The organism is Stenotrophomonas maltophilia, from assembly GCF_002799155.1.
Lineage (GTDB): Bacteria > Pseudomonadota > Gammaproteobacteria > Xanthomonadales > Xanthomonadaceae > Stenotrophomonas > Stenotrophomonas maltophilia_R.
This window is the reverse complement of the sequence record NZ_NERD01000002.1, coordinates 1,035,648-1,050,430: the sequence shown is the minus strand read 5'-3', so window position 1 is coordinate 1,050,430 and position 14,783 is coordinate 1,035,648. Positions and strand designations below refer to the sequence as shown.

The window sequence follows — 14,783 nt, the reverse complement described above, 5'->3', positions numbered from 1 at the left end:
CGCCGCCCATCGGGGCGGCGTCGGAACGGTTACTTGACCACGCGCAGATTCGGGCGGCCCTTCGGCGGCGGGCTGGCCGGCGGCGTATCGTCCGGCGGCGTGCCTTCCTCGTGCAGCAGTTCCTCGCTGGTCGGTGCGGTCTCATTGCCCGGAATGTCATCCGGCAGCGCCATGCCCTGCCCGGTCTCGCGGGCATAGACAGCCAGCACGGCGCTGATCGGCACCTGCACCGGGTAGCTGGTGCCGGAGAAGCGGGCCGAGAAGCTCACCATTTCGTTGTCGATCATCAGCCGCACGACGGCACGTTCGGCGATGTTGAGCACGACCCGGCCGTCCTTGACCGCCGAAGGCGGGACCTGCACGCCGGGGACGCCGGCGTCGACCAGGATGTGCGGGGTCAGCTGGTTGTCATTGATCCATTCCACCAGCGCCCGCAGCAGGTACGGGCGGTGGCTGGTCATGTGGAAGAAGTCTTCGGTCATGCGTGAAGTGTACGCGCCCGGCGCCCCGCCGGGGCGGATCGCCTGCACGCCGGTCGGTGTGCAGACGGGTTGCGCAGGGCCAGGTCAGACCGGGAGATCGCGCAGCTTCTTTTCCTGGTCGGTCAGGCTGCGGACGAAACCCGGGTGGCGGAAGATGCGGTTGCCATAGTCCTCGATCGCCTTGCCGTCCTTCGGCAGCGGCACGTCCAGCGATTGCAGGCGCCAGATGATCGGCGCCATCGCGCAGTCGGCCAGGCTCATTTCCGGGTTGAGGAAGAACTTGCTGGCCTTGAACAGCGGCAGCGAGGCGGTCAGCAGTTCCTTCAGGCGCTTGCGGCCGGCCTCGGCCTGGGTCTTGTTGCCCAGCTGGATGGCCTGTACCTGCGGCACCCAGTCGTGCTCGATGCGCAGCATCGCCAGGCGGATGCGTGCACGCGAGAGCGGATCGACCGGCATCAGCGGCGGATGCGGATAGCGCTCATCCAGGTACTCGCTGACCACCGATGCGGCGTACAGCACCAGCTCGCGCTCGACCAGGGTCGGTACCGAGTGGTACGGATTTAGATCGATCAGGTCTTCAGGCGGGTTCTGCGGATCGACCGGAACGAAGTCGAAGGTGACCCCCTTGGCCGCCAGCACCAACCGTACACGGTGGCACAGTACGTCGTCGTTCGAGGAAAACAGCGTCAGTGTATTGCGCATGCGTACGCTCGCCGCCATCAAAGGCTCTCCCACGACAGGAGACCGCCTGCCGCATCGGCGCCGCCGGCACCGTGCCAGCGGTCGACTCCTCCCCGAGTGTGCAACCGACCATCACAAAAGCCAATAGGCCCGTGCGATGGCCGGCGGCAGAATCAGTGAACGTCCTTCCAGTATTCCTTCTTCAGCAGGTACAGCAGGAAGGTCAGCAGCGCCAGGAACAGGATCACCCACACGCCCAGCTGCTGGCGCTTGAGCGCGGCCGGTTCACCGGCGTATTCGAGGAAGTTGGTGATGTCCCGCACGGCCTGGTCGTACTGGCCGGCATCCACCGAACCGGGCGTTTCGATGCGCAGGCCGGTCACCGGCGGGTCCATGCCGGGGGCCTCGGGCTTGCCATGCACGGCATGCTGCAGCCCCTGCATCTCCCACAACGGGTTGGGCATGGAGGCATTGGCAAACAATGCATTGTTCCAGCCCAGCGGCCGGCTGCTGTCCAGGTAGAACGACTTGAGATAGGTGTAGACCCAGTCGCTGCCTCGAACCCGCGCGATCAGGCTGAGGTCCGGTGGCATCTTGCCGAACCACTTCTCGGCGTTCTCCTTGGGCATCGCCACCGGGATCGGATCGCCGATCGCCGAGCCGGTGAAGTTGAGGTTGTTCATCACCTCTTCTTCGGTCAGGCCCAGGTCCTGCGCCATCCGCGAATAGCGCAGGTATTTCAGCGCATGGCAGCTGGAGCAATAGTTCATGTAAAGCTGCGCGCCGCGTTGCAGCGAGGCGCGGTCACCGAGATCGTTGCCGGCCTGCAGCAGCTTGGTGCCGCCCTCGGCGGCGGAGGCCAGGAAACTGCCCAGCATCAGGGTGGCCGCCAGGGCCAGCCGGACCATCCAGCGCTCAGTCATGCGTGGTCACCCTCTCCGGTACCGGCTTGGCCTTGTCCAACCTTGTCCATAGCGGCATGGTGATGAAGAACGCGAAGTACAGGAAGGTCAGCACCCGCCCGATGTAGGTTTCGTGCACGTCGGTGCCCGGGCCGGACCCAATCACGCCCAGCCACACGAAGCACACCGCCAGCACGCCCAGCATCACCTTCGAGATCCAGCCGCGATAGCGCACCGACTTCACCCGGGCCTTGTCCAGCCACGGCACCAGGAACAGGATCGCGATGGCCGAGAACATCACCAGCACGCCGCCCAGCTTGTTCGGCACCACGCGCAACATCGCGTAGTACGGGGTGTAGTACCAGACCGGCTTGATGTGCTCCGGCGTCACCAGGCGATTGGCCTCGGTGAAATTGTCGTGCTCCAGGAACAGGCCGCCGAAACCGGGCGCGAAGAAGATGATGAAGGCGGCGATGATCAGCAGGAAACCAGCGCCGACGCCATCCTTGAGCGTGTAGTACGGGTGGAATGGAATGCCGTCGGCCGGGGCGTTCGGCGACCAGCGGTTGCCCTTCGGCCCCTTCTTGATCTCCACGCCGTCCGGGTTGTTCGACCCCACTTCGTGCAGCGCGCCCAGGTGCAGCACCACCAGCAGCAGCAGTACCAGCGGCAGGGCGATGACGTGCAGCGCGAAGAAGCGGTTGAGCGTGGCGTCACTGGGCAGGTAGTCACCCATGATCCATTCGGTCAGGCCGTTGCCGATCACCGGTATCGCGCCGAACAGCGAGATGATCACCTTGGCGCCCCAGAACGACATCTGGCCCCAGGGCAGCACGTAGCCCATGAAGGCTTCGGCCATCAGCACCAGGTAGATCAGCATGCCCAGGATCCACACAAGCTCGCGCGGTTTCTGGTAGCTGCCATACAACAGGCCGCGGAACATGTGCAGGTAGACCACGATGAAGAACAGCGAGGCACCGGTGGAGTGCATGTAGCGGATCAGCCAGCCCCACTCCACATCGCGCATGATGTATTCGATGGAGCCGAACGCCTCGGCGGCGTTGGTCTTGTAGTGCATCGTCAGGAAGATGCCGGTGACGATCTGGTTGACCAGCACCAGCAGCGCCAGCGAACCGAAGTAGTACCAGATGTTGAAGTTCTTCGGCGCGTAGTACTCGGTGACGTGCTTGCGGTAGACCGGCATCAGGCCCGGCGCGCGGGCATTGACCCAGTCGGCCACGCCGCTGGCGGCACGGCTGAGGATATTGGACATCAGGCAGCCCCCTGCGGATCGACACCGATGATGATGGTGTTGTCGTCCTGGTAGTGGTGCGCGGGCACCTTCAGGTTGATCGGCGCCGGCACGTCCTTGAAGACGCGGCCGGACATGTCGAAGCGCGACTTGTGGCAGGGGCAGAAGTAGCCGCCCTTCCACTGCGGGTCATAGGGTTCGGGCCGGATCTCGGCGACCATTTCCGGTGAGCAGCCCAGGTGCGTGCACAGGCCGACCAGCACGGAGATGTCCGGCTTGATCGAGCGCAGCTCGGGGTTCTGCTTCAGCACGTAGTCCGGCTGCTGGTCCTTCTCGCCGGACTCGGGGTCCTTGAGGCGGCCATCCAGCCCGTGCAGCGCATCGAGGATCGCCTTGGACCGCTTGACGATCCAGATCGGCTGGCCACGCCATTCCACGATCAGGCGTTGGCCTTCCTGCAGCGCGCTGATGTCGGCCACCACCGGTGCGCCGGCAAGCTTGGCGCGGGCACTGGGGTTCCAGGATTTGATGAAAGGAACTGCGGTGAATCCGACGCCGACGGCGCCCACCACGGCTGTGGTGGCAGAAAGAAAACGCCGACGTCCGGTGTTGACTGGATCGTGTACCCCATCGTTGGCCATCCGGCACTCCGATATTGATTAGGTAGCTTTAAGGCTGCCAGCGGATCCGGTGGGGGCCAGAGCCGCATTGAATCATGGGCGAGTGTAGCGGAACCGTCGCGCGCCACACAACGCATTGCAACAACTCTTTCAGATGCGTGCCGCCTGACAGTCGGCGCCTACCTGTTCAAGGAGTGCCGACCAACGGTCGGCACCTACTGGTGACTCAGGGCGGTGCGGTAACGCTCGGCCAGCTGCCCGACCCGGCGCACGTAGTGCTGCGTCTCGCTGTAAGGTGGCACGCCACCGTGGCGGTCGACCGCGCCTTCGCCGGCGTTGTAGCCGGCGGCAGCCAGGGTCAGGTCGCCGTTGAAGCGCTTCAGCAACCACGCAAGATACTGCACGCCACCGCGGATGTTCTGCCCGGCATCGTAGGAGTCACTGACCCCGAAACGGGCCGCGGTCGGCGGCATCAGCTGCATCAGGCCCTGCGCGCCAGCGCGGCTGAGCGCGGTCGGGTTGTAGGCCGACTCGGCGTGGATGATGGCGCGCACCACGGCTTCGTCGACGCCGAACTCGCGCGCGGCCGAGGTGATCTCGGTCTGGAACGCGGTGGTGTTCAAGCGCACCGAACCGAAGTCCACGCGCGGGTTGACGCCGCAGGCGTAGCAGCGCTCCATGAAACTGTAGCGGATGGTGCGCACCGGGCCGAGGTTGGCCACCTGGGTCGGCCGCGCACTGGTGTAGTGGCGCACGCCATCCTTCATGAAGGAATAGACCTGGCCGCTGACCATGCGCCCGCTGCGCGAGGCGACCGGGGTCTCGGGTACGGCGGCTGGCGCAGCCGCCGGTGCCGCAGCGCTGGCTGCCACCGCCACCGGGTTGCGCTCGATGCTGGCCACGGTGGTCGGCGCCGGCTTCGGCGCGGCCACCACCGGGCGCGGTGCCGGGCGGAGGTCGCGGCTGTAGCTGATGGCGCTGCAGCGGGCCCCGGCCACGCGCTTGCTGACGTAGCTGGTGACGCCGTCGGCGCCCTGGCACTTGAACAGGGTGCCCGCGCTGGCCGGCGCAGCGGTCAGCGCAGCGATGATGACCGCCGTTGTCCCCAGTATCCCCTTCATGCCGGCGAGTGTCCCAGCTTCGCCGGGGCTTGCCAAGCGACGCGGCTCAGCCTGTGACCGGCGGCACAGCCAGCAGCTGCCCCAATCCGGCCAGGCGCTGTGCCAGTTCATCGCGCAGGCCCGGCGGCGTGGTCCACAACGCCACTGGCACCCGGTCCAGGCTGAGGATCTGCGCCAGCATCATGCCGCGGCTCTCGGCGCCCATGCGCAGCAGGCAATGGGCGGGCCCGTCGGCCTCGAGCACACCGCACCAGGGCGGGATGCGGCCTTCCAGCTCGGCGTGGCTGCCGGCCAGGCGGACGATGGCCTGCAGCGCGAACGGGGCCTGGCTGACCGCCTGCCGCACCATGACGTCCGGTGGTGCGGGCGTACGGCGGTGCATGCCCGGCTCGGCGCATTCGCGCACCGCGCCCATCCGGTCCACGCGCAGGGTACGCCAGTCCTGCCGGCCCAGGTCCCAGGCCAGCAGGTACCAGCGCCGCCCGTAATTGACCAGGTGCTGCGCCTCGACCTCGCGCTGGGTCACCGCGTCCTGCGCACTGCGGTATTCGAAGGCCAGCCGTGACGCCTGCCGGCAGTGCTGGGCCAGCCGTCCGAGCAGGCGTGCGTCGGTGGACGGAAGGTCGGACAAAGTGGCCGTCGCTGCGTGCACCTCGCCGGCCTGCTGGCGGCGACGGCTCGGCACCAGCGGGTCGAGCTTGGATAACAGGCCGCGCGCGGTGTCGTCGATGCCTGCGACGGTGGCCGAGGCCGCGCGCAGGGCGATGGCCAGGGTGGTTGCCTCCTCCTCATCCAGCAGCATCGGCAGGACCGGTGCCCCTGCCCCCAGCTGGTAACCGCCCCCTACCCCGGACGAGGCCTGCACCGGATAGCCTAGCTCGCGCAGGCGCTCGATGTCGCGGCGGATGCTGCGCCGGTCCACGCCCATGCGCTCGGCGAGCTCGGCCCCGGACCACTGGCGACGGGCCTGCAGCAGGGCAATCAGGCGCAGCAGTCGATGGGCGGTATGGCGCATGAAGGATCGAGGACAGAAGTCGTCCGCAATACTGCCTCAGGATGGCCTCCAGTTCACCACCCACCGCAAGGAGCAATGCCATGACCTCACGCCAGATCACCCTGTACCACGCCGCCCGTTCGCGCTCGAGCGGCGCGGTGGCCCTGCTTGAGGCGCTGGGTGCGGACTACCGCATGCAGGTGTTGGACCTGAAGGCCGGCGCCAACCTGGCCCCGGCCTACTTGGCCATCAACCCGATGGGCAAGGTGCCGGCCATCGTCCACAACGGCGCGCTGGTGACCGAGCAGGTGGCGATCTACCTGTACCTGGCCGACCTGTACCCGGAAGCCGGGCTGGCGCCGCCGATCGGCGACGCCCTGCGCGGCCCCTACCTGCGCTGGATGGCCTTCTACGGTGCCTGTTTCGAGCCGGCGATGATCGACAAGGCGATGCACCGCGAGCCACCGCCGCGCCTGATGTCGCCTTACAACGATGCGGAGACCGTGCTGCAGGTGGTCGAGGCCCAGCTGGCGCAGGGCCCCTACCTGCTCGGCGAGACGATGAGCGCCGCCGACGTTCTCTGGGGCAATGCGCTGGCCTGGACCACCGCCTTTGGCCTGGTGCAGCCGGCGCCGGCAACGGCCGACTACATCGCCCGGATGAGCGCGATGACCGCCTTCGACCGGTCGCGGCAGATCGATGCGGAGCTGGCGGCGGCGTAATGGCGGCGGGTGGCGCGGGATATCGGTAGCGCGGGGCCATGCCCCGCGAGCGCACCGCCCGGCCCCGTTGGCGTTCCGCCGAGCATGGCCCGGCGCTACCGGGCGGCTGGCGCGGGATGCGGGTAGAATTGCCCGCTTTCCCGCCACCCGAATGGATTAAGCGCCATGACCGGGACGCCAGACGTCTTTCCGCCCGCCACGCCGGGCGGTACCCCGCTCGTTGCCCTGCCCGCTGGTCCGCGCAAGCCCGACCAGGTGAAAGGCAAGCTGTACATCAAGACCCACGGTTGCCAGATGAACGAGTACGACTCGGCCAAGATGGCCGACGTGCTTGCCGCCAGCGATGGCCTGGAACTGACCGACAGCCCGGACGACGCCGACGTCATCCTGGTCAACACCTGCTCCATCCGCGAGAAGGCGCAGGAGAAGGTGTTCAGCCAGTTGGGCGTGTGGAAGGGCCTGAAGAACAAGGGCCGCGAGGTCATCATCGGCGTGGGCGGCTGCGTCGCCTCGCAGGAAGGCGAAGCGATCATCAAGCGCGCGCCGTTCGTCGATCTGGTGTTCGGCCCGCAGACCCTGCATCGCCTGCCGGAGCTGATCCGTGCACGTCGCGAGCAGAAGCGGCCGCAGGTGGACATCAGCTTCCCCGAGATCGAGAAGTTCGACCGCCTGCCCGAGCCGCGTGCCGAAGGTGCATCGGCCTTCGTGTCGATCATGGAAGGCTGTTCCAAATACTGCTCGTTCTGCGTGGTGCCCTACACCCGCGGTACCGAAGTCAGCCGCCCGTTCGAGGACGTGGTGGTGGAAGTAGCGCAGCTGGCCGCGCAGGGCGTGCGCGAGATCAACCTGCTCGGCCAGAACGTCAACGCGTATCGCGGCCCGTATGGCGACGGCGAGTTTGCCGACCTCGGCCTGCTGATCCGCACCATCGCCGAGATCGATGGCGTCGGCCGCATCCGCTTCACCACCTCGCACCCGCTGGAGTTCAGCGATTCGCTGATCGACGCGTTCCGCGACGTGCCGCAGCTGGCCAATTTCCTGCATCTGCCGGTGCAGGCCGGCAGCGACCGCGTGCTGTCGGCGATGAAGCGCGGCTACACCGCGCTGGAATTCAAGTCGAAGATCCGCAAGCTGCGCGCGGTGCGCCCGGACATCTCGATCAGCTCGGACTTCATCGTCGGCTTCCCCGGCGAGACCGATGCCGATTTCGAGAAGACCATGAAGCTGATCGAAGACATCGGCTTCGACCACAGCTTCTCCTTCATCTATTCGCGTCGCCCGGGTACGCCGGCCGCGGACCTGGAAGACACGATCAGCGACGCCGAGAAGCACGCGCGACTGTCGCGCCTGCAGGAGCGCATCAATGCGCACGCCGCCAGCATCTCCGAGAAGATGGTCGGCACCGTGCAGACCGTGCTGGTGGAAGGCCCTTCGCGCAAGAACCCGAACGAGCTGACCGGCAAGACCGAGAACATGCGTTCGGTGAACTTCCCGGCGCCGGCGCGGTTGATCGGCCAGTTCGTGGATGTGGTGATCACCGAAGCGCTGACCAATTCGCTGCGCGCGCGCGTGGTGGCGGAATAAGGTGTGCCGGCCAGCGGCCGGCACCCACCAGGGGAGAGAGATGTGCCGACCAACGGTCGGCACCTACCGGGATGGATGCCGACCGTTGGTCGGCATTCTCTAATCCAGGCGTTTGCGGAAACGCAGGATGGCCAGGGTCATCATCACCACGATGAAGGCCAGCAGCGCCAGTGCATCCGGCCACAGCTCCCACAGCGAGGCACCGCGCAGCATGATGCCGCGCACCAGGCGCAGGAAGTGGGTCAGCGGCAGCACCTCGGCCAGCCACTGCACCGGCCTCGGCATGCCGGCGAACGGGAACATGAAACCCGACAGCAGGATCGACGGCAGGAACAGGAACAGCGTCATCTGCATGGCCTGGAACTGCGAGCGCGCGCGGGTGGAGATCAGCAGGCCCAGCGCTAGGTTGGCCAGCACCAGCAGTACCGCGGCCAGGTAGATATCGAGCAGGCTGCCGCGGATCGGCACCTGGAACAGCCAGGTGCCCAGCACCAGTACCAGCGTGGTCTGCAGCAGACCGATGGCCGCATAGGGCAGCACCTTGCCGACCATCAGTTCGCTGCGCGAGACCGGCGTGGCGATCAGCAGCTCCATGTTGCCGCGCTCGCGTTCGCGCACCACCGCTACCGCGGTGAACATCACCAGGGTCATGGTCAGGATCACCCCGATCAGGCCCGGCACGATGTTCACCGCCGAGCGCCGTTGCGGGTTGTAGAAGCTGGTCACGCTGACCGGACCACTGGCGATGCTGCCTTCGCGCAGCGGACGCATGTTGCTGGCCGGACGCGTATCCAGCGGCACCTGTGCCAGCTGGATCGCCGCGCTCTGCACCACGGTATCGCTGCCATCGACCAGCACCTGCACCGCCTCGCGACCGTCGAAGCGGCGACGCTCGAAGTCGGCCGGCACCACGATGCCGACACTGATCTCGCCACGGCGCAGCGCCTGCATCAGCTGGTCCGGCGTGTAGGCCTGGCTGCGCGGCGTGATCACGCCGGTGGCCACCATGTCCTGCACCAGCGCACGTGACGCCGCACTGTTGGCCTGGTCGGCGATACCGGCGTCGAGATGGCGCAGGTTGAGATTGATCGCGTAGCCGAACAGCAGCAGCTGCATCACCGGAATGCCGACGATCATCGCCAGCGTGATGCGGTCGCGGCGCAGCTGCCGCAGCTCCTTGAGCATGATCGCCCAGAGCCGGCGCAGGTTCATGCCGCCGGCTCCCGGCCGCGGCCGCGGGTAGCAGCGACGAAGACGTCTTCCAGGTTCGGTGCCACTGTCTCGATACGGGCCTGCGGGTCAGCGCTGGACAGCGCACGGCCCAGCACTGCGACATCCGCCGCCCCCTCATTGCACAGCACGCGCAGATGGGTACCGATCTGCGCCACGCTCAGTACCCCGGGCAGCTCGGCCAGCGCGCGGCTTGCCAGCCGCGGCTGCGACGCGGTGACCTGCAGCGTGCGCCCTTCCAATCGTGCGCACAGTTCAGCCGGCGTGCCATCGGCCACCAGCGCGCCACGATCCAGGATCGCCAGCCGGTGGCAGCGCTCGGCCTCGTCCATGTAGTGGGTCGACACCAGCACCGTGGTTCCGGCGTCGGCCAGCTCGAACAGGGCCTCCCAGAAATCGCGGCGCGATTCGGGATCGACCGCGCTGGTCGGTTCATCCAGGAACAGCAGTTCGGGCGAATGCACCACGGCGCCGGCCAGGGCCAGGCGTTGCTTCTGCCCACCACTGAGGGTTCCGGCCAGCTGCGGCTGCCGGTCCAGCAGACGGTACTGCTGCAGCAGTTCGTCGATCCGACGCCGAGCCTGCGCGCGCGGCAGATCCTGGATGGCAGCGAGGAACTCCAGGTTCTCGCGCACCGACAGATCTTCATACAACGAGAAGCGCTGGGTCATGTAGCCGATGCGTCGGCGCAATGCCTCTGCCTGCTCGGGCACGGCCAGGCCCAGCACCTCGATCTGCCCGGCGCTGGGTTCCAGCAGGCCGCACAGCATGCGGATGGTGGTCGACTTGCCGGACCCGTTCGGGCCCAGAAAACCGTATACCTGCCCGCGCGGCACGGTCAGGTCGACGTTGTCCACGGCCAGCAGTTCGCCGAAGCGGCGCGTCAGGCCCTGCGCATGCACCGCGATGTCCGCGCCAGTGTTCAGAAGCGCACCTGCACCGGCAGCCCGGCCGGAAGCGTCCGCATGTCGGCGGCCGCGTCCACTTCGATCTCGGCCAGGTAGCTCAGCCGTTCGACGTCATCACCGGTCAGTGCGTAGTACGGCGTGAATGAAGGTTCGCTGCGGATCGAACGCACGTGCCCCTTCAGCACGGTGCTGCCGCCTTCCAGCTGTATCTGCGCAGCCTGCCCGACCTTGACCTGCAGGCGCAGTGGCTGCGGCAGGTAAACGCGCGCATAGGGGCGCTCGCCAACCAGCATCACTGCCAGCGGCGCCCCGATCGGCGCCTGGTCACCCTGCCGGTACGGCAAGGCATCAACCACGCCATCGCGCGGTGCACGCAGCTGCAGCTTCTGCAGGTTCACCCCCTGCACCACCTGCTGCGCCCGTGCGGCATCGGCGGCCGCCTGGCCCTGCGCGATGTCCTGCGCGCGGCTGCCGTGCACCAGTTCCAACCAGGCCTGCTCGGCGGCACGCACGCTGGCCTCGGCATTGCCGGCAGCCGCCCGTGCACGGTCCAGTTCGGCGGCGGCCACCAGCTGCTGGCGTGCCAGCGGCTGCACCCGGCGATAGTAGGCGCTGGCTTCGACGGCCTGGGCGCGAAGCGCGGCCAGCTGGGCCTGGGCCTGCGCAATCTGTTCCTCGCGCGGGCCAATCTTCAGTTCTTCCAGTTGCGCCTGCGCACGCACCGTGTCGGCCTGCGCAGCAGCAAACTGCGCGTTGCCGCGCGCCGGGTCGAGCTGCATCAATACAGCGCCGGCCTTGACCGGCTGGCCCTCGCGCACCTCCACCGCAGCGATCACCTCGGCCGCTGGTGCTGGCACCGTGATCCGGTCCCACTCCAGCGTGCCCAGCGCAGTCGGCGTTGACGGCTCACACCCCGCCAGCAGGCCGATGCCTGCCAGTCCGATTCCACGCATCCCGTTGCCGATGCCCATGCCATCCCCTCCTGCGACGGCGCCACGGTGCCATGCACCGCGTGCACCCTCAATGATTCCGATCAGCCCTGGCGGTTTATTCACCACGGCCTGGCGGGCCTTGGGCTGCAAGGCTCCGCGCCACCTGTCCACAGGTTGATTCGGCATCATTCCACAACCGGTGTGGAAAACCGGCGACGCAGGATCGTGTTGCACGCCTGGCAGCGGAACCTGCGCTGCCATCACGAAGAACACCGACGTGCCCGGCGAAGCTTCCGACGAAGCACTGCGAAGTGCCCCTTCCCCCGGTGCGTCCGTCCTGCAGGTGCCACCCCCATTGCGGCCGTGACGGTTTTTTCACCACCCTCTCATGAGGCTTGTGGCACAAGCATCGCAGAGGCCTATCCACAGGTTTCCGCAGTCCCCGTCCACACCGGGTGTGGAAAAGCCCGCATCGACCTCCTGCTGGCCGTGCGCCCCGTGCGCGCGCTACCCTTGTCCTCCCTGAATACACTGCGGTGGAAGGCTTCCGCCCCACCCCGAGCAATGAAAAGCATCGATCACCGAGACTTCACCCTGTCGCCGGAAGACAACGAGCGGCTGGCCAACCTGTGCGGCCCTTTCGATGGCCACCTGCGCCAGATCGAGCTGAAGCTCGGCGTGGAGATCGCCAACCGTGGCTTCGTGTTCCGCATCAGCGGCCCCAGCGAGGCCATCGTGGAAGCGCAGAAGCTGGTCGAGGCGCTCTACGCCGAAGCCGGCGAGACCACCTTCGACAACCACGCCATCCACCTGCGCCTGGCGCAGGCCAATGTCGAGCAGATCGCCGAGCGCTCCTACGAAGCGCAGGACGTGGCGATCAAGGTCAAGCGCGGCACGGTACGCGGCCGCGGTGCGAACCAGGGCCGCTACCTGCACCAGATCGCCACCCATGACATCAACTTCGGCATCGGCCCGGCCGGTACCGGCAAGACCTTCCTGGCCGTGGCCAGCGCGGTCGAAGCCCTGAACGAATCGCGGGTGCAGCGCCTGATCCTGGTGCGCCCGGCGGTGGAAGCCGGCGAGAAGCTGGGCTTCCTGCCCGGTGACCTGAGCCAGAAGGTCGATCCCTACCTGCGACCGCTGTACGACGCCCTGTACGAGATGATGGGCGTGGAGAAGGTGGTCAAGCTGCTGGAAAAGAACGTCATCGAGATCGCACCGCTGGCCTACATGCGTGGCCGCACGCTCAACGATGCCTTCGTGATCCTGGACGAAGCACAGAACACCACCATCGAGCAGATGAAGATGTTCCTGACCCGCCTCGGCTACGGCTCCACCGCAGTGGTCACCGGTGACCTGACCCAGACCGACCTGCCCAAGCACGTGAAGTCCGGCCTGCGCGATGCCATCGACGTGCTGCGCGAGGTCGAGGGCGTCAGCTTCACCTTCTTCGAATCCCGCGACGTGGTGCGTCATCCGCTGGTGGCGCGCATCGTCAGCGCCTACGATCGCCGCGACCTGCATCAGATCCAACCTGGAGCAACTCCATGACCCGTGGTCCCGTGCGACTGGACGTCGCCGTCAGTTATGCCCTGCCGCGCACCGGCCTGCCGGCGGCGGTGAGTTTCCGCAAATGGGTGGCCGCTGCACTGAAAGGCCGCATCCGCGAAGCCGACCTGGCCATCCGCGTGGTCGATGCCAAGGAAGGGCAGTCGCTGAACCGCCATTACCGCGGCAAGGACTACGCCACCAACGTGCTCAGCTTCCCGGCCGAAGTGCCCGAAGGCCTGCCCAAGGGCGTGAAGTTCCCGCTGCTCGGTGACCTGGTGATCTGTGCACCGGTGGTGGCGCGGGAGGCCGACGAACAGGGCAAGGCGCTCAACGCCCACTACGCGCACCTGACCGTGCACGGCGTGCTGCACCTGCTCGGCTGGGATCACGAGGACGACAAGGAAGCCGACGCGATGGAACAGCTGGAGCGCGAGATCCTGGCCGAGCTCGGCATCGCCGATCCCTACGCCGGGGAGCGCTGAGGCCGACCCAAGGGCTATGCTCGCTCCGACCGATATCGGGAGAACAGGGATGATCTTCAAGGATGGCCAGGGGACGTTGCTGATCGGCGGTGCGGGGCTCGCTTTGTTGTTGATATTCGGCGCACGCACCGTACGCCGCGTCAGTGCACGCGACCCCAGCGGGCAGCACTGGCTGCTGCGCACGCTGGCACTGCTGTCTCCGGCGTGCGTCATTGCCAGCCTGGCGGTCGCCGTGATCGGGCCCCACCTGCTGCAACAGCGGCACGGAATGAGCACCACGGCGGGCCTTGTGACGAGCGCGCTGCTGCTGATGCTGGCTGGCGCGCTCACCGCGCCGGTGGCCTGGCGCGTGGTGGTCCAGCAGCGCCTTCGGCGCTCGGCGGACACGCTGCCATTCTTCCATGCGTCAACTGCTTCTCTTTGCCTGTTGTATGTGCTCTGCGCGACCTACTTGCCGCTGGCAAAGGCCGCCGAGCCCGCGCTGATGCCTTGGTTCGAACAGCCGGGCCTGCTGCAGCTGGTGGCCCGCGGGCTGCTCACGGTCCTCCACGCCTCGATGAAGGCAGTAGTGCTCACCCTGCCGGTGATGGCGATACGCGCCCTGCTGACCCGCGGTAGCCGCCGCCGCGAGAGTGAGACCCCGCGCCCATCGCCGTTATGATGGCCGCCCCCGCCCCGCGGAACCTGCCCGTGACCCTGCGCTGCTGCCTGCCCCTGCTGTGTGCCTTTGCGGTGCCTTCGGCCCTCGCCTCCAATCTTGACCTGCCGGCCCTGATCGAATGCCGCCAGGGCGTAGCCGACCACGCTGCACTGGCGCCGCTGCTGGCCGACCCATTGAAGGCCGTCGCCCAGGGCCTGCAGCCCCTGCCGCAGGGCAACCAGTTCATGAGCGAGTACCGGCTGGCCCAGCCGATCAGCGTGTTCGGCGCCCGCACCGAGCGGGTCGCCGTGGCCGGGTCCAGCGTCATGGCGATCCTCGACCAGGCCGACCCGCGGCCGCTGGCCAAGCGGCTGGGGCTGGAGACCGGCTATGACCAGGATGGCAAGTTCATGGCCGGCCGCGAGCTGGTCAGCCGCGACGTGACCGACCCCAAGAGCGGCGAGGCCCAGATCGAGTCGATCATCCTCAGCGTCTCCACCGTGGCCTCCCACCCCGGCAAGACCCTGGCCGGCTGCACCTACAGCCTGGACCTGCCCGAGGAAGAAGCGCCCGCCCGGCCTGAACTGGCGCCGCCACCGATCACCGGACCCGGCAGCGACGGTCACTGACAGGCCGCTACATCCTGCTAGACTGGGGCCAACGCCCGGCCTGCCGGGTGCCT

At 67.3% G+C, this 14,783-nt stretch carries 16 protein-coding genes; 6 read left to right on the top strand and 10 right to left on the bottom strand.

Annotation, left to right across the window (positions count from 1 at the left end; translation table 11 throughout):
* Window positions 1-29 precede the first annotated feature (29 nt).
* The 7 genes from B9Y82_RS05360 to B9Y82_RS05330 form a co-directional block, all read right to left on the bottom strand.
* Complete coding sequence (locus B9Y82_RS05360; protein ID WP_100471832.1) at window positions 30-482, bottom strand: ClpXP protease specificity-enhancing factor; 453 nt, start codon at window positions 480-482, stop codon at window positions 30-32.
* 84 nt (window positions 483-566) lie between these two features.
* Window positions 567-1,202, bottom strand: coding sequence for a glutathione S-transferase N-terminal domain-containing protein (locus B9Y82_RS05355; RefSeq protein ID WP_005408842.1), 636 nt, complete (start codon window positions 1,200-1,202; stop codon window positions 567-569).
* A gap of 134 nt (window positions 1,203-1,336) precedes the next feature.
* Window positions 1,337-2,086 carry a cytochrome c1 gene (locus tag B9Y82_RS05350; RefSeq protein WP_100471831.1) on the bottom strand — a complete coding sequence of 250 codons (750 nt, stop codon included), beginning with the start codon at window positions 2,084-2,086 and terminating at the stop codon, window positions 1,337-1,339.
* Window positions 2,079-3,338 carry a cytochrome b gene (locus B9Y82_RS05345; protein WP_100471830.1) on the bottom strand — a complete coding sequence of 420 codons (1,260 nt, stop codon included), beginning with the start codon at window positions 3,336-3,338 and terminating at the stop codon, window positions 2,079-2,081. The genes B9Y82_RS05350 and B9Y82_RS05345 overlap by 8 nt, the downstream gene beginning before the upstream one ends.
* Complete coding sequence (petA, locus tag B9Y82_RS05340) at window positions 3,338-3,958, bottom strand: ubiquinol-cytochrome c reductase iron-sulfur subunit (protein ID WP_004151998.1); 621 nt, start codon at window positions 3,956-3,958, stop codon at window positions 3,338-3,340. The genes B9Y82_RS05345 and petA overlap by 1 nt, the downstream gene beginning before the upstream one ends.
* A gap of 194 nt (window positions 3,959-4,152) precedes the next feature.
* On the bottom strand, window positions 4,153-5,058 hold the full coding sequence (locus B9Y82_RS05335) for a lytic transglycosylase domain-containing protein (protein ID WP_100471829.1): 906 nt from the start codon (window positions 5,056-5,058) through the stop codon (window positions 4,153-4,155).
* Between the two features lie 46 nt (window positions 5,059-5,104).
* The gene (locus B9Y82_RS05330) at window positions 5,105-6,073 is read right to left on the bottom strand and encodes a helix-turn-helix transcriptional regulator (RefSeq protein WP_100471828.1); all 969 of its coding nucleotides are present in this window, start codon (window positions 6,071-6,073) and stop codon (window positions 5,105-5,107) included.
* Between the two features lie 80 nt (window positions 6,074-6,153).
* Between B9Y82_RS05330 and B9Y82_RS05325 the strand changes: the two genes are divergently transcribed.
* Window positions 6,154-6,774, top strand: a complete 621-nt coding sequence (locus B9Y82_RS05325; RefSeq protein WP_049414878.1) for a glutathione S-transferase family protein — start codon at window positions 6,154-6,156, stop codon at window positions 6,772-6,774.
* A 165-nt stretch (window positions 6,775-6,939) separates the two neighbouring features.
* Window positions 6,940-8,358, top strand: a complete 1,419-nt coding sequence (miaB, locus tag B9Y82_RS05320; RefSeq protein WP_049435924.1) for a tRNA (N6-isopentenyl adenosine(37)-C2)-methylthiotransferase MiaB — start codon at window positions 6,940-6,942, stop codon at window positions 8,356-8,358.
* Window positions 8,359-8,457: 99 nt separating this feature from the next.
* On the opposite strand, the gene B9Y82_RS05315 is transcribed toward miaB, so the two are convergent.
* Genes B9Y82_RS05315 through B9Y82_RS05305 form a run of 3 tightly spaced genes read right to left on the bottom strand, consistent with a single transcriptional unit; the run spans window position 8,458 to window position 11,467 of the window.
* The gene (locus tag B9Y82_RS05315) at window positions 8,458-9,570 is read right to left on the bottom strand and encodes an ABC transporter permease (protein WP_100471827.1); all 1,113 of its coding nucleotides are present in this window, start codon (window positions 9,568-9,570) and stop codon (window positions 8,458-8,460) included.
* Complete coding sequence (locus B9Y82_RS05310; RefSeq protein WP_100471826.1) at window positions 9,567-10,490, bottom strand: ABC transporter ATP-binding protein; 924 nt, start codon at window positions 10,488-10,490, stop codon at window positions 9,567-9,569. The genes B9Y82_RS05315 and B9Y82_RS05310 overlap by 4 nt, the downstream gene beginning before the upstream one ends.
* Window positions 10,491-10,510: 20 nt before the next feature.
* Window positions 10,511-11,467 carry an HlyD family secretion protein gene (locus tag B9Y82_RS05305; protein WP_100471825.1) on the bottom strand — a complete coding sequence of 319 codons (957 nt, stop codon included), beginning with the start codon at window positions 11,465-11,467 and terminating at the stop codon, window positions 10,511-10,513.
* Window positions 11,468-11,992: 525 nt separating this feature from the next.
* On the opposite strand from B9Y82_RS05305, the gene B9Y82_RS05300 reads away from it, so the two are divergent.
* Genes B9Y82_RS05300 through B9Y82_RS05285 form a run of 4 tightly spaced genes read left to right on the top strand, consistent with a single transcriptional unit; the run spans window position 11,993 to window position 14,730 of the window.
* The gene (locus B9Y82_RS05300; protein ID WP_100471824.1) at window positions 11,993-12,979 is read left to right on the top strand and encodes a PhoH family protein; all 987 of its coding nucleotides are present in this window, start codon (window positions 11,993-11,995) and stop codon (window positions 12,977-12,979) included.
* Window positions 12,976-13,461 carry an rRNA maturation RNase YbeY gene (ybeY, locus tag B9Y82_RS05295; protein WP_014036587.1) on the top strand — a complete coding sequence of 162 codons (486 nt, stop codon included), beginning with the start codon at window positions 12,976-12,978 and terminating at the stop codon, window positions 13,459-13,461. The genes B9Y82_RS05300 and ybeY overlap by 4 nt, the downstream gene beginning before the upstream one ends.
* Window positions 13,462-13,510: 49 nt before the next feature.
* Entirely contained in the window at window positions 13,511-14,122 is a 612-nt protein-coding gene (locus tag B9Y82_RS05290) for a hypothetical protein (RefSeq protein WP_100471823.1), read from the top strand.
* Window positions 14,122-14,730: a hypothetical protein gene (locus tag B9Y82_RS05285; RefSeq protein ID WP_428993169.1), complete on the top strand. Its 609-nt coding sequence runs from the start codon at window positions 14,122-14,124 to the stop codon at window positions 14,728-14,730. Before B9Y82_RS05290 ends, B9Y82_RS05285 begins: the two co-directional genes overlap by 1 nt.
* Window positions 14,731-14,783 lie beyond the last annotated feature (53 nt).

Bases quoted from the DNA above. Each gene is read 5' to 3' on its own strand.
- B9Y82_RS05360 (WP_100471832.1), bottom strand. From the start codon at position 482: ATGACCGAAGACTTCTTCCACATGACCAGCCACCGCCCGTACCTGCTG.
- B9Y82_RS05355 (WP_005408842.1), bottom strand. From the start codon at position 1,202: ATGGCGGCGAGCGTACGCATGCGCAATACACTGACGCTGTTTTCCTCG.
- B9Y82_RS05350 (WP_100471831.1), bottom strand. From the start codon at position 2,086: ATGACTGAGCGCTGGATGGTCCGGCTGGCCCTGGCGGCCACCCTGATG.
- B9Y82_RS05345 (WP_100471830.1), bottom strand. From the start codon at position 3,338: ATGTCCAATATCCTCAGCCGTGCCGCCAGCGGCGTGGCCGACTGGGTC.
- petA (WP_004151998.1), bottom strand. From the start codon at position 3,958: ATGGCCAACGATGGGGTACACGATCCAGTCAACACCGGACGTCGGCGT.
- B9Y82_RS05335 (WP_100471829.1), bottom strand. From the start codon at position 5,058: ATGAAGGGGATACTGGGGACAACGGCGGTCATCATCGCTGCGCTGACC.
- B9Y82_RS05330 (WP_100471828.1), bottom strand. From the start codon at position 6,073: ATGCGCCATACCGCCCATCGACTGCTGCGCCTGATTGCCCTGCTGCAG.
- B9Y82_RS05325 (WP_049414878.1), top strand. From the start codon at position 6,154: ATGACCTCACGCCAGATCACCCTGTACCACGCCGCCCGTTCGCGCTCG.
- miaB (WP_049435924.1), top strand. From the start codon at position 6,940: ATGACCGGGACGCCAGACGTCTTTCCGCCCGCCACGCCGGGCGGTACC.
- B9Y82_RS05315 (WP_100471827.1), bottom strand. From the start codon at position 9,570: ATGAACCTGCGCCGGCTCTGGGCGATCATGCTCAAGGAGCTGCGGCAG.
- B9Y82_RS05305 (WP_100471825.1), bottom strand. From the start codon at position 11,467: ATGGGCATCGGCAACGGGATGCGTGGAATCGGACTGGCAGGCATCGGC.
- B9Y82_RS05300 (WP_100471824.1), top strand. From the start codon at position 11,993: ATGAAAAGCATCGATCACCGAGACTTCACCCTGTCGCCGGAAGACAAC.
- ybeY (WP_014036587.1), top strand. From the start codon at position 12,976: ATGACCCGTGGTCCCGTGCGACTGGACGTCGCCGTCAGTTATGCCCTG.
- B9Y82_RS05290 (WP_100471823.1), top strand. From the start codon at position 13,511: ATGATCTTCAAGGATGGCCAGGGGACGTTGCTGATCGGCGGTGCGGGG.
- B9Y82_RS05285 (WP_428993169.1), top strand. From the start codon at position 14,122: ATGGCCGCCCCCGCCCCGCGGAACCTGCCCGTGACCCTGCGCTGCTGC.